At 72.2% G+C, this 20,080-nt stretch carries 19 protein-coding genes; 6 read left to right on the top strand and 13 right to left on the bottom strand.

What is annotated here, in order from left to right; all coding sequences use genetic code 11:
• Positions 1 to 57: 57 nt before the first annotated feature.
• From ACH4SI_RS36755 to ACH4SI_RS36740, 4 genes are all read right to left on the bottom strand, one after another.
• Entirely contained in the window at positions 58 to 477 is a 420-nt protein-coding gene (locus tag ACH4SI_RS36755; RefSeq protein ID WP_398303686.1) for a DUF6479 family protein, read from the bottom strand.
• A gap of 91 nt (positions 478 to 568) precedes the next feature.
• Positions 569 to 1,564: a nucleoside triphosphate pyrophosphohydrolase gene (locus tag ACH4SI_RS36750; protein ID WP_398303684.1), complete on the bottom strand. Its 996-nt coding sequence runs from the start codon at positions 1,562 to 1,564 to the stop codon at positions 569 to 571.
• 14 nt (positions 1,565 to 1,578) lie between these two features.
• Positions 1,579 to 2,196, bottom strand: coding sequence for a SurA N-terminal domain-containing protein (locus tag ACH4SI_RS36745; protein ID WP_398303682.1), 618 nt, complete (start codon positions 2,194 to 2,196; stop codon positions 1,579 to 1,581).
• A 135-nt stretch (positions 2,197 to 2,331) separates the two neighbouring features.
• On the bottom strand, positions 2,332 to 3,042 hold the full coding sequence (locus ACH4SI_RS36740; RefSeq protein WP_398303680.1) for an HNH endonuclease family protein: 711 nt from the start codon (positions 3,040 to 3,042) through the stop codon (positions 2,332 to 2,334).
• A gap of 61 nt (positions 3,043 to 3,103) precedes the next feature.
• Between ACH4SI_RS36740 and ACH4SI_RS36735 the strand changes: the two genes are divergently transcribed.
• Positions 3,104 to 4,582 carry a DUF2079 domain-containing protein gene (locus tag ACH4SI_RS36735; protein WP_398303678.1) on the top strand — a complete coding sequence of 493 codons (1,479 nt, stop codon included), beginning with the start codon at positions 3,104 to 3,106 and terminating at the stop codon, positions 4,580 to 4,582.
• Here ACH4SI_RS36735 and ACH4SI_RS36730 read toward each other — a convergent pair.
• Positions 4,554 to 5,342, bottom strand: a complete 789-nt coding sequence (locus ACH4SI_RS36730) for a VOC family protein (protein ID WP_398303676.1) — start codon at positions 5,340 to 5,342, stop codon at positions 4,554 to 4,556. The two genes, ACH4SI_RS36735 and ACH4SI_RS36730, sit on opposite strands and share 29 nt — an antisense overlap.
• Positions 5,343 to 5,470: 128 nt before the next feature.
• On the opposite strand from ACH4SI_RS36730, the gene ACH4SI_RS36725 reads away from it, so the two are divergent.
• A complete protein-coding gene (locus ACH4SI_RS36725) occupies positions 5,471 to 6,073 on the top strand; it encodes an RDD family protein (RefSeq protein WP_398303674.1) in 603 nt (200 codons plus the stop codon).
• Between the two features lie 192 nt (positions 6,074 to 6,265).
• Here the strand turns inward: ACH4SI_RS36725 and ACH4SI_RS36720 are convergent, their stop codons facing one another.
• A complete protein-coding gene (locus tag ACH4SI_RS36720; protein WP_398303672.1) occupies positions 6,266 to 7,522 on the bottom strand; it encodes an Ig-like domain-containing protein in 1,257 nt (418 codons plus the stop codon).
• A 308-nt stretch (positions 7,523 to 7,830) separates the two neighbouring features.
• On the opposite strand from ACH4SI_RS36720, the gene ACH4SI_RS36715 reads away from it, so the two are divergent.
• On the top strand, positions 7,831 to 8,121 hold the full coding sequence (locus tag ACH4SI_RS36715; protein WP_398303670.1) for a hypothetical protein: 291 nt from the start codon (positions 7,831 to 7,833) through the stop codon (positions 8,119 to 8,121).
• Between the two features lie 82 nt (positions 8,122 to 8,203).
• Here ACH4SI_RS36715 and hutH read toward each other — a convergent pair whose 3' ends face one another.
• Positions 8,204 to 9,742, bottom strand: coding sequence for a histidine ammonia-lyase (gene hutH / locus ACH4SI_RS36710; protein WP_398303900.1), 1,539 nt, complete (start codon positions 9,740 to 9,742; stop codon positions 8,204 to 8,206).
• A gap of 240 nt (positions 9,743 to 9,982) precedes the next feature.
• Positions 9,983 to 10,861 (bottom strand): helix-turn-helix transcriptional regulator, encoded by an 879-nt coding sequence (locus ACH4SI_RS36705; RefSeq protein WP_398303668.1) that lies wholly within the window; start codon positions 10,859 to 10,861, stop codon positions 9,983 to 9,985.
• Positions 10,862 to 10,963: 102 nt separating this feature from the next.
• Here ACH4SI_RS36705 and ACH4SI_RS36700 point away from each other — a divergent pair, with 102 nt between their 5' ends.
• Complete coding sequence (locus tag ACH4SI_RS36700) at positions 10,964 to 11,659, top strand: SDR family NAD(P)-dependent oxidoreductase (RefSeq protein ID WP_398303666.1); 696 nt, start codon at positions 10,964 to 10,966, stop codon at positions 11,657 to 11,659.
• A 243-nt stretch (positions 11,660 to 11,902) separates the two neighbouring features.
• Here the strand turns inward: ACH4SI_RS36700 and ACH4SI_RS36695 are convergent, their stop codons facing one another.
• From ACH4SI_RS36695 to ACH4SI_RS36675, 5 genes are all read right to left on the bottom strand, one after another.
• Positions 11,903 to 13,000, bottom strand: a complete 1,098-nt coding sequence (locus tag ACH4SI_RS36695) for a diguanylate cyclase domain-containing protein (RefSeq protein ID WP_398303897.1) — start codon at positions 12,998 to 13,000, stop codon at positions 11,903 to 11,905.
• A 201-nt stretch (positions 13,001 to 13,201) separates the two neighbouring features.
• On the bottom strand, positions 13,202 to 13,996 hold the full coding sequence (locus tag ACH4SI_RS36690; RefSeq protein WP_398303664.1) for an enoyl-CoA hydratase/isomerase family protein: 795 nt from the start codon (positions 13,994 to 13,996) through the stop codon (positions 13,202 to 13,204).
• A 46-nt stretch (positions 13,997 to 14,042) separates the two neighbouring features.
• Positions 14,043 to 15,545 (bottom strand): cytochrome P450, encoded by a 1,503-nt coding sequence (locus tag ACH4SI_RS36685; protein ID WP_398303662.1) that lies wholly within the window; start codon positions 15,543 to 15,545, stop codon positions 14,043 to 14,045.
• An 85-nt stretch (positions 15,546 to 15,630) separates the two neighbouring features.
• On the bottom strand, positions 15,631 to 16,917 hold the full coding sequence (locus ACH4SI_RS36680; protein ID WP_398303660.1) for an adenylate/guanylate cyclase domain-containing protein: 1,287 nt from the start codon (positions 16,915 to 16,917) through the stop codon (positions 15,631 to 15,633).
• Positions 16,918 to 17,017: 100 nt separating this feature from the next.
• Positions 17,018 to 17,929 (bottom strand): biotin--[acetyl-CoA-carboxylase] ligase, encoded by a 912-nt coding sequence (locus tag ACH4SI_RS36675; RefSeq protein ID WP_398303658.1) that lies wholly within the window; start codon positions 17,927 to 17,929, stop codon positions 17,018 to 17,020.
• Between the two features lie 174 nt (positions 17,930 to 18,103).
• Between ACH4SI_RS36675 and ACH4SI_RS36670 the strand changes: the two genes are divergently transcribed.
• Together ACH4SI_RS36670 and ACH4SI_RS36665 are read left to right on the top strand one after the other, a co-directional pair.
• Positions 18,104 to 19,699: an acyl-CoA carboxylase subunit beta gene (locus ACH4SI_RS36670; protein ID WP_398303656.1), complete on the top strand. Its 1,596-nt coding sequence runs from the start codon at positions 18,104 to 18,106 to the stop codon at positions 19,697 to 19,699.
• Positions 19,700 to 19,719: 20 nt separating this feature from the next.
• The gene (locus ACH4SI_RS36665; protein WP_398303654.1) at positions 19,720 to 19,926 is read left to right on the top strand and encodes an acyl-CoA carboxylase epsilon subunit; all 207 of its coding nucleotides are present in this window, start codon (positions 19,720 to 19,722) and stop codon (positions 19,924 to 19,926) included.
• Positions 19,927 to 20,080 lie beyond the last annotated feature (154 nt).

Genomic DNA, 20,080 nt, shown 5'->3' with positions numbered 1-20,080 from the left:
CCGCGGACCGGGCTGATCCGCCGAGCGCCCGGCACCGGATCCACCGGTGCCGGGCGCTCACCCGCTTCCGAACGAACCGCTGCTGCCCTCGTTCCATGTCTTGCGGTCCTCGCTGCCACCCGAGCCGGAGCCCTTGGTGCCGGAGCCGCCCAGCTGGTGCGGGCGGCGCCGGACGCCGTCCTGGGACAGCTCCTCGGGCTCCCGGTTCTGCGTCTGGTAGCCGACCGGGTCCTGATCGTCCTGGTGTCCCGGGCCGTGTCCCGCCCGCCGAGCCTCGCGCTCGCTCTCGTCCACCTGCTGCCAGGCGTTCGCACGGGGCTGCGGGTCCTGGGAGGCCACCGGTTCGCGGGCCCGTATCCGGATGCCGGCCACGACGGCCACGATGAGGATCACGACCACCACGATGCCGACGACCAGCGGTGCGGTCCCGACCACGAAGTCGTGGGGCACGGCGAGGTCCATGGCGTACGTATCCATGGCAGCCGGGTACCCCGCCCCGCCCGGTTGACCCGTCCCCGTAAAGGCCGTTGATCAGGCCGCGGTGAGGCCGCCGGTTCGGGCCATCGGCTCAGGCCGTGCCCTCCGCCGCCAGGATCGCGTCCCGGTAGGCGCGGGCCGCGGCGCGCAGCGCCGTCTCCGGCTCCACGCCCGCCTCCTTGGCGCGGATCGCGAGCGCGAGCAGCTCGTAGCCGAAGCCCTCGCCCTCCGGGAGGGGCACCTCCAGACCGCGGGTACGGGCGCGGGAGGCGAGCTGGGCCGTGAGGGCGAGCGAGGGCTGGCCGAGCGGCACCCCTTCGGTGACCGAATCGCGCTGTTTCTCAAGCGCCTTGGTGCGCAGCCAGTGCTTCTTGACGTCCTCGGCGGTCTCCGCGGCCTCCTCGCCGAAGACATGCGGATGGCGGCGGATCAGCTTGTCCACGATGGCGCCGGCCACATCGTCGACCGAGAACGGCTCGTCCTCGTGCTCCTGCGCGATCCGGGCGTGGAAGACGACCTGGAGCAGCACATCGCCCAGCTCCTCGCGCAGCGCCTCCCGGTCGCCCTCCTCGATGGCCTCGACGAGTTCGTACGCCTCCTCGATGCCGTACTTGACCAGCTCCTCGTGGGTCCGCGCCCCGCTCCACGGGCATTCCGCCCGGATCCGGTCCATCACCTGGACCAGGTCGAGCAGCCGGGCGCCCGGCAGGTCGTACGAACCGGGCAGCAGCTCCAGGTCCGGCATCGCCTCGCGGCCCGAGCCCGCCAGCCGGGCCAGCCCGTCGGTCAGCGCGGACTCGCCGTCGGCCGAGGTGATCACGACGGCGCTGCGGCCGCCGTCGGCGACGCAGTAGTCGACCAGCTCGCGCGCCGCCGGGACCGCGTGCTCGACCTCGATGCCCGCCTCCCGCAGATACGGCAGCTGCGGATGGTCGGGGTCCGCGCACAGCACCCGGTCCGCGCCGCGCAGCGCCTGCCAGGCGGGCCAGGAGAGCAGTCCGGGCGCCACCCGGTGGCTGGTGGTGAGGAGGACGACGCGGCCGGTGGCGAGGCCGGCCGCGGGGGCGGCGGAGTCAGACGTGGTCACCCTTGAAACGTAACCTACGCCGGTTGCTGGGAGGCGGTGGAGGTGCGCAGCCAGGCCTCCTTGGCGAGGACCGCGGTGCCCTTGGTGTCGTCCCAGCTGCCGTAGCGCGGGTTGACCTTGATGTCGAGGTCCTTGGAGGTGCGGGTGAACACCGCGTTGACCTTGGCGACGCCGAGCTTGCGCAGCAGCTCCGTGCGGGTCAGCTCCATGCGGACGGCGTCGTCGATCTGGCCCGGGGCGATGCCCTGCTCCAGGTAGGCGGCGCGCAGCCCGGCGGCCCCGCCGGCCTGCTGCTCGGTGGCGGCGCGGGCGCGCTGCACCGCCCGGCGGCTGACGCCGATGCCGTTGTCCTGGCCGGCCCGCTCGATGACCTTGAACTGGATCATGCGGATGAGGGTGTTCTGGGTCAGCTGACCGCTGGCGGCCACCAGCTGGTCCGCCTTCGGGGAGCCGCGCTGCGCGTCCCGTACGTCCTTCACCTGGGCCTGGAGCTGCGACTCGGTGATCCGCCCGTCGTGCAGGACGGCCGCGGCACCGGCCTTCGGGGTGCCCCCGCAGGCGGTGAGCAGGGGGGCGCAGACCAGCAGGGCGGACGCGGCGGAGACGGAGAGCGCAGTACGGCGGCGGATCATTGAGCCTCCCGGCAGAGATCGTGCGGCGCGACAAACGATCTGGCGTTGATCGATGGTAAGGAGTCGGCGCGGCCTGGGCCACTGCTTGGACAACGATTCACAAGCGTCTTGGTCAGCCTCCGGCCGCGGATCGGCTCAGCGGCGCGCGCCCCGGTCCGACGCCGAGGGCAGCTTCTCCCCCGGGCACGTGCCCAGCACCCGCTTCATCGCGTCCCGCTCGGGGGGCGTCACCCACAGCTCGTACTTCTTCTTCACCGCCGCCTGGCGCGCCACGTACTCGCAGCGGTAGCCCTTGTTGGGCGGCAGCCAGGTCGCCGCGTCGCCGTCGCCCTTGCCGCGGTTGGTGCCGGCGTCCACGGCGATCAGGTTGAGCGGGTCGTTGGCGAAGGCGACACGCTTGTCCCGGTCCCAGGCCCGGGCGCCCTTCTGCCAGGAGTCCGACAGCGCCACCACATGGTCGATGTCGATCTTGCTGTGGCCGCGGACGAACCGCACGCTGTTGCCCGTGTACGGATCGTAGGCGAGGGTGCCCGAGACCACCTCGCAACGGTCGTCGCGGAGCCGCACGCCGGTCAGGTCGCGCCGGAGGACGTCATCGCGGGTGTCGCAGTGGTTGTCGTCCGTGTCGGTCCAGGGGCTGCCGTAGGCGGCACGCTCGTAACCCGTCTTCGGCGCCCGGCCCTTGACCGTGAGCGACGTCACGGCGGACATCGCAGGCCCGGACGGTGCGCCGCTCCCGTGCCCGCCCTTGTCCTCGGGCAGGCATCCGGTGAGGGACAGCAGCGCGGCCAGCGCCACTGCCGCGCCCTTCCCCGCGAACCCCGGTATCGCGAACCGTTTCCGCAACCGTACCGCCCCCTTCGCGTATCTTTTCGACAGACCGCCACCCACACGATAAGGACCCTGGATGGACACGGCTGTGACAGCTCCGCCCGGCACCACCGCCGAAGGGGCCGCCGCCACCGCGAGCCGTAGTACCCGGCTCCCCGCCCGGACAGTCGTGCTGCGCCACCCGCGGATGGATCCGTACTGGCTGGCCCTCGGCCTCTTCGCCGCCTTCGCGACCCTGTCGGTCTGCCGCTACCGCCGCATGGCCACCATGTCGTGGGACCTGGGCATATTCGAACAGGCGATACGGGCGTACGCGCACTTCCAGGCCCCGATAGCCGATCTCAAGGGCCCCGGCGCCAACATCCTCGGCGACCACTTCAGCCCCATCACGGCCCTCCTCGCCCCGCTCTACCGGATCTTCCCGAGCCCGCTCACGCTGCTCGTCGCGCAGGCCGCCCTGTTCGCGCTCTCCGCCGTTCCCGTCGCCCGCACCGCCGCCCGGCTGCTGGGCCGGGCCCGGGGGCTCGCGATCGGCACCGCGTACGGGCTGGCCTGGGGCCTCCAGCGCGCCGTGGACTTCGACTTCCACGAGATCTGCTTCGCCATCCCGCTCATCGCCTTCTCCCTCGAAGCGGTCATCCTCCGACGCTGGTACGCGGCGATGCTGTGGGCCGCCCCGCTGGTCTTCGTCAAGGAGGACATGGGCGGCACGGTCGCCGCGATCGGCGCCGTCATCGTGGTCCGCGTGTGGCGCGAGCGGGAGAGGGGCATCGCGCCGCTCGCCATCGCCCTCATCGGCTTCGGCGTGCTGGGCTCGGCCCTCGCGCTGGGCGTCGTCATACCCGGCTTCAACGGGGCCGGTTCGTACGACTATTGGGACAAGGTCGGCAGCGGGGGCGGCTCCGACGCCACCATCCCCTTCGCCACCGCACTGCGCACCCTGCTGTGGACGCTGCTGCCGACCACCGGGCTGCTCGCGCTGCGCTCCCCGCTGCTGCTGGCCGCCCTGCCCACCCTCGGCTGGCGCTTCCTCTCCCACGACGAGCACTACTGGGGCACGGACTGGCACTACAGCGCGGTACTGATGCCGGTCGTCTTCCTGGCCCTGGTCGACGCGCTCGACCGGATCCGGGAGAGCCGCCGCGGCTGGCTCGTCCGCTACGCCCGTCAGCTGCCCGCCGCGGTCTGCGCCGCGGCCCTGGCCCTGACCACCTCGCTGCCGCTGGCCGGGCTCACCGAGGAGGCCACGTACCGCAAGCCGCCCGACGTCGCCGCGGCGGAGCGGCTGCTGGAGCGCATACCCGACGGCGCGACGGTCGAGGCCAACGTCGGCCCGATAGCCCGCCTCACCAGCCGCTGCCGGGTCTTCTGGGTCGGCGCCACCCAGGGCGTCACCCCGCGGTACCTGGCCCTCGCGGAGCCGCCGGACCGCACGGTGCGGCAGGAGCTGGCGTACGCGAAGCAGCTACACCCCAAGGCGCGGTACGAGGCGCTGGCGACCGCCGGGGGCTACTTCCTGCTCCGGCTCAAGAGCCCATCGGCTGCGGGGCGATGACCGCGAACGGCGCGCCCTGCGGGTCCTGCACCAGAGCCATCCGCCCGGCGACCATGTCGAACGGCGGCTTGAGCACCGTCCCGCCCTCCGCCGACAGCTTCGCCACCGTCCGGTCGGTGTTCTCGACGGAGAAGTAGACCAGCCAGTGCGAGGGCGTCCCGGGCGGCACCCCTTCGCGCAGCGACTGGAGCCCGCCGACCGTGCGGCCGTTCACGGTGAGCCCGTAGTAGCCCTCGGCGCCCTCCATGGAGGTCGTCTCGATGCCGAGCGCCTCCGCGTAGAAGGTGCTCGCCGCCTCGCGGTCGCTGGTGTTCAGCTCGTTCCACACCAGCGTGCCGGGTTCGTTGACGATGCCCGCCCCGGGGAACTCCTGCGCCTGCCAGACGCCGAAGACGGCCCCGGTGGGGTCGGCCGCCACCATCATCTTCCCGAGGTCCATCACGTCCATGACGGGCAGCAGCACGGTGCCGCCGTTGCGGCTGATCGCCTCGGAGGTGGCCTGGGCGTCGGCGGAGCAGAAGTAGGTGGTCCAGACGGTCGGCGGCGCGGGCTGATCGTCCATCGCCTGCGCGGCCATCACCCCCGCCACCGGCCGGTCCTTCAGCGTGCAGACCGTGTACCCGCCGAATTCGGCCGGTCCGATCTCCCCGGCCCAGCCGAAGAGCCCGGAGTAGAAGTCGAGAGCGGCCTGCTGGTCGGAGGCGGTCAGATCGATCCAGCAGGGGGTGCCGGGCTCATAGGGAGCGGTGACTTCGGACATCGGTGCCTCCCGGTTCGGCCACTGCTGTCAATTTTCCCCGGGTACGGCGGGAGCGCCACTCGGCGGGGAGGCGGCTCGGTGGGAGGGCGCCGACGGGCCACGTCATGGGCCTTGGCAGGATTTCGACCATGAGTGATCCACGGGGGCAGTACCAGCCCACTCCGCATTCCCCTCCGCCCGTTTCCGGCAACCCCTACTCCCAGCCCCACGGTCAGCACGGTCAGCCGTACCCGCATCCCTACGCGCACCCCTCCCCGCAGCCCGATGAGCGCTCCGCACCACCCGCCCCGTGGCCCCCGCCGGTCCGCGTCCCGGAACCGGCCGGTGACGAGCGGCGCCTGCTCGCGGCGACGGTGGACTGCGTCCTGGCCTGGGGCGGCGGCTCCACGCTCGGCCTGCGCGTCCTCCCGATGCTCAAGGTCGAGGTCGACTCCCTGCTCCTCGCCGTGGGCTGTGTGTTCGGGCTGTCCATCGCCAACCAGGTGCTGGGGGCCTGGATCTTCCGGGCCTCCGTCGGCAAGTGGATGCTGCGGATGCGCGTGGTGCGCGAGACCGACGCCGGGCGGCCGGGTTTCTGGCGGCTGATGTACCGCTGGCTGCTCGGGATGACCTGGCTGCCGATGCAGCCGGTGCGCAGCCTGATCTGCGCGGACGGCGATCCGTACGAGGACCACTGCAAGATCCGGTACGTGCGGGTCAAGGACCTGCGGCGGCTGCGGCACCGCGGCTGACGGCACGCCAACAGACCCCGAAACGCCGGGCGGGGGGGGGGGGGCCGGGCCCCCCCCCCCCCCCCCGGGGGGGGCGCCCCCCCGCGCGCCCCCCCCGCCGCCCCCCCCCCCCCCCCCCCCGCCCCCCCCCCGGGGCCCCCCCCCCCCCCCCCCCCCCCCCCCCCCCCCCGGCGGTGAAGGTCGAACGCGGCGTCAGGCGCCGGTCGCGCTGCCCGCCACCCACTGGCTCCAGTCCATGTTCCAGCCGTTGAGGCCGTTGTCCGGGGCCACGGTCTTGTCGTTGGAGTTCTTCACCACCACGACATCACCGATCTGGGAGTTGTTGTAGAACCAGGCGCCCTGCGTGTTCGGGTCGCCCGCGCCCTTGGTGTCCGACAGGCCCACACATCCGTGGCTGGTGTTCTGGCTGCCGAAGATGGACTTCGCGCCCCAGTAATTGCCGTGGATGAAGGTGCCCGAGGTGGACAGCCGCATCGCGTGCGGCACGTCCTTGATGTCGTACTCGCCCTTGCCGTCGTCGTCCGTGAAGCCGACCGTCGCACCGTTCATCCGGGTCTCCTTGAACTTCTCGGAGATCACCATCTGACCGTTGTACGTCGTGTTGTCGGGGCTTCCGGCCGAGATCGGGATGGTCCTGATCAGCTTGCCGTCGCGGACGACCTTCATCGTCTTGGACTTGGCGTCGACCGTGCTGACCTGCGAGTGGCCGATCTTGAAGGTGACGGTCTTCTCCTGGACACCCTTCACACCCGACGACGCCTCGACGCCGTCCAGGTCCAGCTTCAGGGTGACGGTGGAGTTGGCCTTCCAGTAGTCCTTCGGGCGCAGGTCCAGCCGGTTGCCGCTGAACCAGTGGCCCACGACCTTCTGGCCGCTGCTGGAGGTGACCTTGATGTGGGACTGGACGTCCTTCTTGTTGGTCACCGCCTTGTCGAAGTTGATCGACACCGGCATGCCCACACCGACCGTCGAGCCGTCCTCCGGCGTGAAGTTGCCGATGAAGCTGTTGGAGGGGGAGACGGTGGTGAAGGAGGAGTGCTCCGTGGCCTTGCGGCCGTCGGAGTCCTTGGCCTTCGCGCTGATCTCGTACTGGGTGGACCGCTCCAGCTGCCCGTCCGGCTTCCAGGAGGTCCCGTCGGACGATATGGATCCGGCCACGGTGGAGCCGTCGGCCTTGGATGTCATGGTCACCGAGGTGAGCTTGCCGTCGGTGACGCTGACCTTGGTGTCGCGGTTGATGCCCGCATTGTTCGCACCGGACTTCGGCGTGATCTTGATGCGAGCATCCGAGGCGTCCTTGGCCGCCGCCTCGTCCACCTGCGACTGCCCTTTGCCACCGCCCTTGCTGTCGCTGCTGTCCCCATCCCCGCCACAGGCGGCGAGAGTCAGTGCACCGCTGAGCACGGCGGCCGCGGCCACCAGCCCCCTACGGCGCTTGCCGTACGTCATCACACGCTTCTCCATTTGCGACTGGACCCCAGAAACCCAAGACCTATCCAGCAAGACCTATCCAGGAAGAACGCCTGTACCTTTTGGTCGGTTCCACGCCCAGTAAAACTGTGCGCGAGGCCACTTAGCAAAGACGCTGGTCCAGCTTATGACGCAGCGCCGTGAATCCGGACAAACCATGACAGTCTTGGATTAGTCATACGGCGCGGAGCAGGCTGCCGTCCCGGTTCGCTACCGTCCGACCCCTATAAGTCACTACGATCGGGCCCCCGGGGTCAATTCGCCGCAGCCTCAAGGAGGATGCCGTTGTGTCCGCACGCCGACCGCTGCTGACCGCCGCCGCCGCGGGTTCGCTGCTGTGCGCCCTGTGGTTCGTCCCCTCCGCCAACGCGACGGTCGAGACCGACGGCCGCGCGCCCTCCGGGAGCAGTAGCCAAGAGCCGTCCCAGCCGCGGACCGAGGCCGTCCCGGGCGAAAACCTCGCCGACACCGGCAGCGTGGACGTCACCCCGTATCTCGCCGGAGGCACGGCCTTCCTGGGGCTCGGGATCACCATGGTGACCGCCTCCGCGCGCCGTACGCGCCCGGAGGCGTCCTGACGGGCCTTTGTGCCCGTTCGCCCGGTTCGCCCGGGGCCGTTGTGCCCGGACCTTCTCCCCGGGCCGTTCGGCCCATGCTCCGTCAGGCCAGCGGCCCGGTCACCGATTCGACCGCCTCGGCCAGCCCCCCGGACCGTACGAACGCCTCGGCGGCCGCCAGGTCCGGCGCCAGATAGCGGTCCCCGCCCGGCCCCTCGACCCCCGCCCGGCGCACCGCCGCCAGCACCGCCCGCGTCGCGGGCGCGGGCACCAGCCCCTCCCGCAGCTCGACCGCGCGGGCCGCCGCGACCAGTTCGATCGCCAGGACCCGGGTCAGGTTGTCCACCACCGTGCGCAGCTTGCGCGCCGCCGACCAGCCCATGGAGACGTGGTCCTCCTGCATCGCGGAGGACGGGATCGAGTCCACCGAGGCGGGCACCGCGAGCCGCTTCAGCTCGCTCACCAGCGCCGCCTGGGTGTACTGCGCGATCATCAGCCCCGAGTCGACGCCCGGGTCCCCGGCCAGGAAGGGCGGCAGCCCGTGCGAGCGGTTCTTGTCCAGCAGCCGGTCGGTGCGGCGTTCCGCGATCGAGGCGAGGTCGGCCGCCGCCACGGCGAGGAAGTCCAGGACGTACGCGACGGGCGCGCCATGGAAGTTGCCGTTCGACTCCACCCGGCCGTCCGGCAGCACCACCGGGTTGTCCACGGCGGAGGCCAGCTCCCGGTCCGCGACCAGCCGGGCGTGCGCGAGCGTGTCCCGGCCCGCGCCCGCGACCTGCGGGGCGCAGCGGATCGAGTACGCGTCCTGGACGCGCGGCGCGTCGTCCTGGTGGTGCCCGGTGAGCCCGGAACCGGCGAGCACCCGCAGCATGTTGTCCGCGCTCGCCGCCTGGCCGGGGTGCGGGCGGATGGCGTGCAGCTCGGGCGCGAGCACCCGGTCCGTTCCGAGCAGCCCCTCCAGCGACAGCGCGGCCGTCACATCGGCGACGGTGTAGAGCCGGGCCAGGTCGGCGCAGGCCATGACCAGCATGCCGAGCATCCCGTCGGTGCCGTTGAGCAGCGCGAGGCCCTCCTTCTCGCGCAGCTCGACCGGCTCGATGCCGTGCGCGGCCAGCAGCTCGGCGGCGGGCCGCACCTCCCCGTCGGGGCCCTCGGCCTCGCCCTCCCCCATCAGCGCGAGCGCGCAGTGGGACAGCGGCGCGAGGTCGCCGGAGCAGCCGAGGGAGCCGTACTCGTGCACCACGGGCGTGATGCCCGCGTTGAGCAGGGCCGCCATCGTCTCCACGACCACGGGCCGCACCCCGGTGTGGCCGGACGCGAGCGTCTTGAGCCGCAGGAACATCAGCGCCCGCACCACCTCGCGCTCCACCCGCGGCCCCATGCCGGCCGCGTGCGAGCGCACGATGTTGCGCTGCAGCTGGGCGCGGAGGTCGGGGCTGATGTGGCGTACGGCGAGTGCGCCGAAGCCGGTGGAGACGCCGTAGACGGGCTCGGGCCTGGCCGCCAGATCGTCGATGACCCGCCGCGCCCTGGCCACGGCCGCCAGCGCCTCCTCCCCCAGCTCGACCCGTGCCCCGCCCCGCGCCACGGCGACAACGTCCTCGGCGGTCGTTCCGGACGTCCCCACCACCACAGTGTGCATATCCATATTCAGGCACCCTAGAGAGTGAATCGCCAGGTGTCACCCCGCGAGCTCCCCACCCGAACCCCCGGCTCCGTTATCGGGTGGCGCTGCAAGCGGAGCAGCTGATCGCCCGCCGCCACTCGGCGACCTCTCCGGTGGCGCCACAGACGGGGCGGCCGTAGCGGTGAGGCGTCGGCGGAAACACTGCGTCGGCCTGTCCGAGGCCGAAGGATGGGGTCATGGGGATTGAGCTGGAACTTACGGCGTGGAGAACAGGCCGGGACCCGGGGGCGCGGGGCCGTCGGCGCGGACGCCGTTCGTGACCCGCAGGAACTCCAGCTTTTCCGCATCGGCGGAACCCGCCGTCACCGTGTAGACGACGAGGCGGACGTCGCAGCCCGGGACGGTGAGCACGTCGCAGTCGCACGTCACCTCGCCGACCTGGGGGTGCACGATGGTCTTGCGGGCCGAGACGTGCGGACCGACCGCACCCTCGTCCCACAGCCGGGTGAACTCCGCACTGGCGGACCGCAATTCCTCGACAAGGTCGATCAGGCCGCGGTCACGGGGGTAGTTGACGAGAGCCGTGCGCAGATCGGCGACGAGGGCGAGGTCGAGGGCGCCGCCCTCCTGGAGCACGGGCCAGGCCGCCAGCCCCGAGGGCCCTGCGGTGAAGACCACCCGCACCAGGTTCCGCTCGACGGGTGTCCGTGCGCTGGGGTCACCCAGCAGCACCGCCCACGCCGGAGTCCAGGACAGCAAGGTCCAGTCGGCACTGAACACGCCCACAGGGAACTCACCGAGGCGGGCCAGCATCCGTTGGACCCCTGCCGGAACATGCGTGGAGATCGTCCCCTCCTGTGGCGGGAGGAGGCCGGCCAGCCGGTAGGCGTGATCGCGCTCCAGGGGTTGCAGTTGCAGTGCCCTGGCCAGGCTCGCGACGACCTGCGCAGAAGGGCTCGTGGCGCGCCCCTGCTCCAGCCGCACCACATAGTCGACCGACAGCCCCGCGAGCTCGGCCAGCTCCTCGCGTCGCAAGCCCACCGCACGTCGTCCGGGCCGCGAGGTCCGCCCGACGTCGGTGGGAGAAAGCCGGTCGCGCCAGCGGCGCAATGCCGTGCCAAGGGTCTCGTCCACACCACCAGTGTGTCCGCCGTGCAGCCGTTGTGCCTGGTACTGGCTTTCCTACCGTCGCAGAGGGCACTGGTTGTCCTCTCCTCACGGGCCGAGAGTGAACGCATGACGACAACATTCATCACGGGAGCCAACAAGTCCCTCGGATATGAGACCGCCCGCCGCTTGATCGAGGCCGGCCACACCGTCCTCGTCGGTGCACGCGATCCAGAGCGCGGCCAGGCGGCCGCCGACGCACTCGGTGCCCGTTTCGTCCAGATCGATGTGACGGATGACGCGTCGGTGGCCGCGGCCGCCGACGACGTCGCGGCTCGCGAGGGCGGCATCGACGTCCTGATCAACAACGCCGGCGTCTTCGGGACGCACAACCCCGCCGACCAGATCACGGCCGCTGACGCCGGCGAGGTGTTCGAGGTCAACGTCGTGGGGATCGTCCGGGTGACGCACGCGTTCCTGCCTCTGCTGCGTAAGTCCGCGACCCCGGTGATCGTCAATGTGTCGAGCGGCATGGGATCCTTCGCGGCCACCCACGACGCCGAGCGCGTCGAGGGCCGGGCCATCGCACCGCTGTACACGGCATCGAAGGCCGCCGTGACCATGCTGACCACGCAGTACGCGAAATCCTGGCCGGACGTGAAGGTGAACGCGGCCGACCCGGGCTACACCGCGACCGACTTCACCGGGCACAGCGGCCCGCAGACAGTGACCGAGGGAACCGACGCGATCGTCGAACTCGCCACCATCGGGACGGACGGACCGACCGGAACCTTCCGTGACCGCCACGGTGAGATGCCCTGGTGATCCACCCATGAATATGGGGCACGACGGGCACGGACGAGGGTTCGCGCGAGCCGTCACGGATGACACGTCGAGGCGACGCGCTGCCGGTGCGGTGGCTCGCAACCCGCGCGAGGAGAGCGCCGGGGGCACCGCCCAGCGGTAGCTGGGGGAGCGACGAGCGTGGGGCCGCGAGGTGCCGGCCGCCGCGGCAGCGGCTGATGTCACAGCGGCGTCGGGAGCCCGGCATGATCGGCGAGGCGCCCCCTACGGCCGGCGGCCTCGGAAGCGGCGGCGTTCCGGGGGGTGGTCCGCGGGGGTGTCGGCCAGGCGGACCACCGGGTCGTCCGGGCCACCCTCGCGGCCCGCGACCACCGGCTTCTGGGACCGGGCCGCCTTCGCCCGGTACTGGGCCGCGTCCGCCAGGCGGAACAGGCGGCGGGCCGACGACACGGGCCCGATCGGGTCGCCGGTCGAGGCGATCCCGCAGGCGACCCCTTCCCCCATCTCCAGCTCCGCCGCCCGCCGGCACAGTTCGTCGGCCACCCGCACCACCTCGTCCGCCGGTGGCCCGACCCCCAGCAGGCAGAACTCATCGCCGCCCAGCCGCGCCGCCAAGGCGCCCGGCAGCATCGCCCCGCACAGCGACAACACCGTGCCGAAACGTTCCAGCAGACGATCCCCCACCGCGTGCCCCAGCGTGTCGTTGACCCGCTTGAGGCCGTTGAGGTCGCACACCACCAAGCTCACCACCGTGCCGTGCTCGCGGTACGCCTCCAGCGCCTCGTCCAGCCGTATGTCCACCGCACGCCGGTTGCCCAGGCCGGTCAGGGGGTCGGAGAAGGCCAGCCGGCGGGCCTCCGCCAGGCGTTCGGTCTGGGCGAGCCCGGCGGCCGCCACCGACGCCAGGACGGTCGCGAAATCGGCGTCGCCCCGGTCGAACACCGGGCTCCCGGCCGCCCGCGCCACATACAGCTCGCCCCACGCCCGCCCGTGCAGCACCAGCGGCGCCACCACGCACGAGCCGCGCCCGCGCCGCCGCAGGGCGGCCACGCGCTGATGGCAGTACGAGGCCGGGCCGGGCCCGGTGCCCTCCGCGGTCTCGACCCACGCGTGCGGCTCGCCGCCCGCGGCCCACCGCTCGTGCAGAAACTCCGTGATCTCCGGGAAGTCGTGCACCGGATACGACTCGTCCTCCGGCGCCGGCTCCTCCCCCGGCATCAGCTCGCCGACGTTCACCAGGACCCGCAGCCGGCCCCGCTCCCGCTCCCACACCGAAACCGCCGCGAACGTGCCGTCCAGCGCGCGGCGCGCGCTCTCGGCGGCGGCGCCCACCGACTCCCGCGGGGTGGGCGCCGCCGCCATCGCCTGCGCGAGACCCACCACCGCCCGCAACCGCCGGTCGACCGCTCGTCCCCCGTCGTCCCCGTTGTCGCTCACGTCGGCCTCGCATTCCTCACCACATATCCGCTCTGCACTCAAGAGTAAGAATGTCGAGGACAATCCGCTTTGGCCCGTTCGCCCCTGATATTCGCCCCTGGTACGGGTGGCCGCGGGGCGCGGCCCTCACTCGCCGGGCCACTCCGGCGTGCGCTTCTCGTTGAAGGCCGCCACGCCCTCGGCCCGGTCCGCGGAGAAGGCGATCGTCCGCCACCCCGCGTCCTCGACCTCCAGCCCGGCCTTGAGGTCCAGGCCGTGCCCGAGCCGCAGGGCCCGCTTGGCGGCGCGCAGGCCGACGGGCGAGTTCGCGGCGATGCGCCCGGCCAGCTCCAGCGCGGCCGTACGGTCCTCACCGGGCGCGACGAGTTCGTCCACCATCCCCAGCGCGTGGGCCTCCTCGGCGGACACCCGGCGAGCGGAGAAGACCAGCTCGGCGGCGCGCGCCGCCCCGACCCGGCGGGGCAGCAGCTGCGTACCGCCGCCGCCCGGGATCACGCCGACGGACACCTCGGGCAGCCCCACCACGGCCGTACGGTCGGCGACGATCACATCGCAGGACAACGCCAGCTCGTAGCCGCCGCCGAGGGCGAAGCCGTGCACGGCGGCGATGGCGGGCACGGGCAGCTCCAGCACGGCCGTATAGGCGGCGCGGGAGATCGGGCGGTGGCGCATCATCTCGGCGTCGGAGAAGGAGTTCCGCTCCTTGAGGTCCGCGCCGACGCAGAAGGCCCGCTCGTGGGTGGAGGTGAGCACGACGGCCCGCACCGAGGCGTCGTCCGCGAGCGCGGCGCACGCCGCCGCGATACTCCGGGCCATCTCGGAGGACACCGCGTTCATGGCCTTCGGCCGGTCCAGCACCAGCTCGGCCACGAAGCCGTCCCGCCGGACCGCGACCCACTCCCCGTACCGCTGCTCACCCATCTCGCACCCTCCCGGTTAACGACCGTGAACCGTTGCCCGGGCTACGTTACCGGCGCCGCCGCCACCGCATCAGGAAGCCCAGCATGGACGGCCGGGGGCGGTGCGCCCCGTCCCCGTCCGCCGCGGGGTCACCCTCGTCGGCCCCCACGGCCCAGGAGGGCACCGGCGCCGTGCCCGCGGCCCTCTCCACGCCCGGGGACGAGGGCGGGGCGGCACCCGCGCCCGAAGCACCGCCGGCGGCGGGGGCCGAGATACCGCCCGGGGCCGAGGCCTCGGGCGGGAGTGGGCCCGGACGCGCGCCCGCCTCCGCCGGGTCGGCCGGGTCGTGGGGCGGCGGCAGGAAGCGGACCGGGAGGGAGACCAGGCCGCGCTGGTAGATGCCGGGGCGCCAACGCAGGGCCTCCTCCGGGCCCGCCAGCTCCATGTCCGGCAGCCGGTCCAGCAGCTTTTCGATGGCCACCGAGGCGATGAGACGCGCCGAGCCACGGCCGGGGCACATGTGCGGCCCGGCGCTGAAGGCCAGGTGGCCACGGTTGCCGCGGTTGCGGTCGGAGGTGCGCAGCGCGTCCTGGTTGGCGGCGGCGAAGCTGATCACGACGGGCTTGCCCTCCCGCAGCCGCACCCCGGCCAGGGTGACGTCGTGACGGGGGAAGTGGACAGCGAGGTTGGCCAGCGGCGGGTCCGTCCACAGCACCTCGTCCAGGGCGTCCTCGGCGAGCATGCTGCCGCCGGAGAGGCGGCCCGCGAAGCGGTCGTCGGTCATCAGCAGCCGCAGGGCGTTGCCGATGAGGTTGATCACCGGGTCGCTGCCGGAGGCGGTCAGCAGCATCAGCTGTTCGACGAGTTCGTGGTCGGCGAGCCGTTCGGGGTGGGCTATCAGCCAGGAGGTGACGTCGGCGGCGGGCCGGGCGCGCTTGAGGGCGACGAGTTCCTGGAGCGCCGCCGTGATCGTACGGTCGGCTTCCGCCACGTCCGTGCCGTCGAACAGGTTGGCGAGCCCGGTGAAGAGCCGGTCCGCGACCTCGCGCGGGCAGCCGAAGAGTTCGCCGAGGACGAGCAGCGGCAGCAGCGCGCAGTACTCGCCGATCAGGTCGGCCTCGCCCGCGTCGCAGAACTGGTCGATCAGCGAGTCGGCTATTCGCTCGACGTAGCCGCGCAGCGCGCCCAGGTCGATGCGGCTGGTGGAGTCGTCGATGGCGTTGCGGTACCGCTGGTGTTCCTCGCCGTCCACCGCGGTGGGCTGCGGCCGGTAGCGGATGAGCTGCCCGGCGTGGCTGGTGTCGGGGACCCGGCCCTCGTTCTTCGCCCGCCAGCGCCGCGGGTCCTTGGAGAACGTCTCGGGGCGGCGCAGAATCTCCAGCGCGGTGTCGTAGCCGACGCACAGGGTCGCGGTGACGCCCGGGTCCAGCTCCACCGGTGCCAGCGGGCCGTACGTCTCGCGCAGTCGCCGGTAGACGGCGGACGGGTCCTTGGCGAACTCGGGTGTGCAGAGCGGCTCAGCCGCCTCGGCACCCGCCGCGCCGCCCGTTTCATCCGGCTCGTCGATCATGCCGACGTACGCTAGCGGAACGGTTTTCCGCTCCGTGCCGACTTCGATGTTTGGTGATATTCGTCAACCGCGGCGGCGCCGCGACTCAACCGCGGCGGCTCAGCAGCCACGGCTCCACGACCCCGAGTCCACGCACCGGCCGCTGCCACATCGGCTGGAGCGCGAAGCGGTACGAGGGCGGCTCCTCGCCCTCCTTCTCGGCCTTGGCGGCCGCCTCCGCGGCCTCCGCCTCCGACACCGGGGCCTCCCCGGTGTGGCTCAGCTCCTCCGCGAACGCGCCGTCCACCAGGACCGCGTTCTTGGGGGCTATGGAGGTCAGCCGACTCGCCAGGTTCACCGTCGTACCGAAGACGTCGCCCATGCGGGTCGCGACGGTGCCGAAGGCGATCCCTACGCGCAGCTCGGGCATCGTCTCGTCATGGGTCAGGGTCTCGATCAGCCGCAGCCCGATCTCGGCGGCGATGCCCGCGTCGTCGGCCGCGTACAGCACCTCGTCGCCCAGCGTCTTGATCAGCCGGCCGCCGTGCGCGGCCACCAGGTCGGCGGCCGTGGTCTCGAACGCCTCGACCAGCTCGCCCAGCTCCTCTTCCTCCAGCCGTCGGGTCAGCCGGGTGAAGCTCACCAGGTCCGCGAAGCCGACCGCGAGCCGCCGGTCCACCATCTCCGCGTCGTCCGCCGCCTGCACGACCCGGCCGGTCGCGGCCGCCAGCTGCCGCCGGTAGACGTACACCAGGAACTCTTCCAGCTCCGGCAGCAGCAGCTCGACCAGCGGATAGGTGATCTCGGTCCGGGTCATCCCGGACTCCTGGGGCTCGGTCAGCCCCTCCAGGAAGGAGTCGATCTGCCAGTCGGCGAGCCGTGCGGTGGTCTGCCCGGTGGACCGGGCCACCTGGATCGCCATGGGCTCGCTCAGCAGCCCCGCCTCGACCAGACCGGACAGCCGGCGCAGCGCCAGCACGTCGGCCTCGGTGAGCGCCTTGGCCTGACCTATGTCGGCGAAGCCCATGGCCCGCCAGAAGCGGGTGGCCAGCTCGACGGAGACGCCCGCGCTGCGGGCGGCCTGGAAGGGGGTGTAGCGCCGTTCGGCGCCGAGGATCAGCTGCTCCAGCCGGAGCGCGATGGGGTCCGGGGCGTCGGCGTCGTCCTCGATGCCGTCCTCAATGTCTTCGTCGGTGCCGTCATGGGTGGCGGCGGCGCTGTCGGCGTGGCCGGTGTCGTCGGCGTGACGAGCACGGTCGGCGCCGGCGGCCGGGCCGCCCTCGCGCGCCCCGGTCTCCCGTACGGCGGCTTCCTGCCCGGCGGCGGCGTCCACGGCGTCGTCCCACACCTCGCGCCCCTTGGCCGTGCCGGAACCCGCGTCGTCGGCGGTCACCGCCCGCCCCCTGTCCGATCCCTGCGCACTGCCCTTACGTTCCTTCTTCCGGTTCGGCCCGCGGCCGCCCCGAACTGGAACGGACCGCCACCACGATACGTCAGGTGTGCCCTAGCTCACTCTCTCCGTCCTCCGGTGATGCGGGACGCAGGTGCACGATGTCCCCGGCCGCGACCGGCTCCTGCACCCCGGCGTCCGAGGCCAGCACGAGCCGTCCGTCGCCGTCGATCGCGACCGCCTCGCCGACGGTCGCCCCGCCGCCCGGAAGTTCCGCGCGGACCCGCCGTCCCAAGGTCGCACACCCCGCCGCGTACGCCTCCTGCAGGCCGCAGGCCGCGGGGTCGCCCTCGGAACGGCGCCATTCCCCGTACCACTGTTCGATGGACCGCAGTACGGCCCTCAGCAGCGGGTCCCGGTCGGTGGAGACCGCGTTCGCGAGGGCGAGCGAGCCGGCCGTCGGCACCGGAAGTTCACCGGCGTGCAGCGAAACGTTCAGGCCGACCCCGATCACCACGGCGTCATCGGCCCGTTCGGCGAGGATGCCGCCGAACTTCCGCTCCTCGCCGCCGACCTTCACCAGCAGGTCGTTCGGCCACTTCAGCGCGGTGTCCACGCCCGCCGCCCGGCTCAGCGCCCCCGCGCTCGCCACCCCGGCGAGCAGCGGCAGCCAGCCCCAACGGTGCGTGGGGACGCCGATCGCGCCGGGCCGCAGCAGAATGGAGAAGAACAACCCGGACCGGGCCGGGGCGGTCCAGGTGCGGTCCAGGCGGCCGCGCCCGGCGTTCTGCTCCTCGGCGACGAGGACCACGCCCTCCGGGGCGCCGGCCCCGGCCCGGGCCACCAGGTCGGTGTTGGTCGAGCCGGTCGCCTGCACCACCTCCAGTTCCGTCCACAGCCCGCCGGGGCGCACCAGGGCGCGGCGCAGGGCGGCCGCGCTCAGCGGCGGCCGTTCCAGGTCCGTCCAGCGGCCCCGGGGGTCTCCTGGGGGCTCGGGGGTGTCAGATGGCGTCATACGGGCCAGCCTAGGACCAGGAGGTGTGGCCAACGACGCAGTGCCACCCGGCGATGGCGCCGATACGCTACGGACCGGTAGCCCCAGCCGGCACAAACCCCACCGAGCCTCCGGAACCACCCCAGCGTCACGGTCCCGAAATCCACCCCCAGGACGAGCAGGAGCCGCATCCCGATGTCCGAGCCGGAGATTGCCCCCGAGATTCCAGATCGTCACACCACCGCGGGGAAGCTCGCGGATCTGCAGCGCCGGATCGAAGAAGCGACACACGCGGGCTCCGCGCGGGCGGTCGAGAAGCAGCACGCCAAGGGCAAACTGACCGCGCGCGAGCGCATCGACCTGCTCCTCGACGAGGGGTCCTTCACGGAGCTGGACGAGTTCGCCCGGCACCGCTCGACCAATTTCGGCATCGAGAAGAACCGGCCCTACGGGGACGGCGTCGTGACCGGCTACGGCACGGTCGACGGGCGCCCGGTGTGCGTCTACTCCCAGGACTTCACGATCTTCGGCGGCTCGCTGGGCGAGGTCTACGGAGAGAAGATCGTGAAGGTGATGGACTTCGCGCTGAAGACCGGCTGCCCCATCATCGGAATCAACGACGGCGGCGGCGCCCGGATCCAGGAGGGCGTGGTGGCGCTCGGCCTCTTCGCCGAGATCTTCCGCCGTAACGTTCACGCGTCCGGGGTGATCCCGCAGATCAGCCTGATCGTCGGGCCGTGCGCGGGCGGCGCGGTCTACTCGCCCGCGATCACCGACTTCACGGTCATGGTCGACCAGACGTCGCACATGTTCATCACCGGACCGGACGTGATCAAGACGGTCACCGGTGAGGACGTCGGCTTCGAGGAGCTGGGCGGGGCCCGCACCCACAACACCACCTCCGGCGTCGCCCACTACATGGGCGGCGACGAGAAGGACGCCATCGAGTACGTCAAGACGCTGCTGTCGTACCTGCCGTCCAACAACCTCTCCGAGCCGCCCGCCTTCCCCGACGAGGCCGACCTGGAGACCTCGGACGAGGACCGGGAGCTGGACGTCCTCATCCCGGACTCGGCGAACCAGCCGTACGACATGCACCGGGCCATCGAGCACGTCCTGGACGACGGCGAGTTCCTGGAGACCCAGGCGCTGTACGCGCCCAACATCATCACCGGTTTCGGGCGAGTCGAGGGCCATCCGGTGGGCATCGTGGCCAACCAGCCGATGCAGTTCGCCGGCTGCCTGGACATCGGTGCCTCGGAGAAGGCCGCGCGCTTCGTCCGCACCTGCGACGCGTTCAACGTGCCCGTGCTGACCTTCGTGGACGTGCCCGGCTTCCTGCCCGGCACCGACCAGGAGTACAACGGCATCATCCGGCGCGGCGCCAAGCTGATCTTCGCGTACGCCGAGGCCACCGTCCCGCTGATCACGGTCATCACCCGCAAGGCGTTCGGCGGCGCGTACGACGTGATGGGCTCCAAGCACCTGGGCGCCGACCTCAACCTGGCCTGGCCCACCGCCCAGATCGCCGTCATGGGCGCCCAGGGCGCGGTCAACATCCTGCACCGCCGTACGATCGCGGCCGCCGACGACCCCGAGGCGACCCGCTCCGAACTCATCGCGGACTACGAGGACACCCTCCTCAACCCGTACACGGCGGCCGAGCGCGGATACGTCGACGCGGTCATCATCCCGTCCGAGACCCGCCGCCACATCGTTCGGGGGCTGCGCACCCTGCGGAACAAGCGCGAGCAACTGCCCCCGAAGAAGCACGGCAACATCCCGCTCTAGGTTCAGGAAGGGCTGTTTCCATGATCCGAATCGTCCGGGGCAATCCCACCCCAGAGGAGTTGGCAGCCGCACTGGCGGTCGTACAAGCACGCGCGGCGGCCGCGACGTCCGCCGCGCAGGGCGAGGGCGCGCCGGAGGAGTGGTCCGATCCGGCCCGCACCATCCCGAGCCGCCGCGTCCCGCAGCCCGGCCCCAAGGCGTGGCGCACGACGTACTGGCCCGCCTGATCCGACATACCCGGCTCGACCGGCTCGACGGCTCGACGGCTCGACCCGGAAATAGTTCCTCCACGCCGTGGGGGGGGGGGGGGGCCCCCCCCGCGCCCCCCCCCCCCCCCGCCCCCCCCCCCCTAGCAAGGAGGGGGACGAGCCCCCCCAAGAC

It is taken from the genome of Streptomyces sp. NPDC021212 (genome assembly GCF_044332925.1).
In the GTDB taxonomy this organism is placed as follows: Bacteria; Actinomycetota; Actinomycetes; order Streptomycetales; family Streptomycetaceae; genus Streptomyces.
Note: the sequence above shows the minus strand (reverse complement) of the source record. Positions and strands in the feature narration are given on the sequence as shown.

Excerpts from the sequence above, each read along its gene's own strand:
- ACH4SI_RS36690 (WP_398303664.1), bottom strand. The coding sequence starts at position 13,996 with ATGGGTGAGCAGCGGTACGGGGAGTGGGTCGCGGTCCGGCGGGACGGC.
- ACH4SI_RS36685 (WP_398303662.1), bottom strand. The coding sequence starts at position 15,545 with ATGATCGACGAGCCGGATGAAACGGGCGGCGCGGCGGGTGCCGAGGCG.
- ACH4SI_RS36735 (WP_398303678.1), top strand. The coding sequence starts at position 3,104 with ATGGACACGGCTGTGACAGCTCCGCCCGGCACCACCGCCGAAGGGGCC.
- ACH4SI_RS36755 (WP_398303686.1), bottom strand. The coding sequence starts at position 477 with ATGGATACGTACGCCATGGACCTCGCCGTGCCCCACGACTTCGTGGTC.
- ACH4SI_RS36675 (WP_398303658.1), bottom strand. The coding sequence starts at position 17,929 with ATGACGCCATCTGACACCCCCGAGCCCCCAGGAGACCCCCGGGGCCGC.
- ACH4SI_RS36720 (WP_398303672.1), bottom strand. The coding sequence starts at position 7,522 with ATGACGTACGGCAAGCGCCGTAGGGGGCTGGTGGCCGCGGCCGCCGTG.
- ACH4SI_RS36665 (WP_398303654.1), top strand. The coding sequence starts at position 19,720 with ATGATCCGAATCGTCCGGGGCAATCCCACCCCAGAGGAGTTGGCAGCC.
- ACH4SI_RS36725 (WP_398303674.1), top strand. The coding sequence starts at position 5,471 with ATGAGTGATCCACGGGGGCAGTACCAGCCCACTCCGCATTCCCCTCCG.
- ACH4SI_RS36745 (WP_398303682.1), bottom strand. The coding sequence starts at position 2,196 with ATGATCCGCCGCCGTACTGCGCTCTCCGTCTCCGCCGCGTCCGCCCTG.
- hutH (WP_398303900.1), bottom strand. The coding sequence starts at position 9,742 with ATGCACACTGTGGTGGTGGGGACGTCCGGAACGACCGCCGAGGACGTT.
- ACH4SI_RS36695 (WP_398303897.1), bottom strand. The coding sequence starts at position 13,000 with ATGGCGGCGGCGCCCACCCCGCGGGAGTCGGTGGGCGCCGCCGCCGAG.
- ACH4SI_RS36730 (WP_398303676.1), bottom strand. The coding sequence starts at position 5,342 with ATGTCCGAAGTCACCGCTCCCTATGAGCCCGGCACCCCCTGCTGGATC.
- ACH4SI_RS36700 (WP_398303666.1), top strand. The coding sequence starts at position 10,964 with ATGACGACAACATTCATCACGGGAGCCAACAAGTCCCTCGGATATGAG.
- ACH4SI_RS36670 (WP_398303656.1), top strand. The coding sequence starts at position 18,104 with ATGTCCGAGCCGGAGATTGCCCCCGAGATTCCAGATCGTCACACCACC.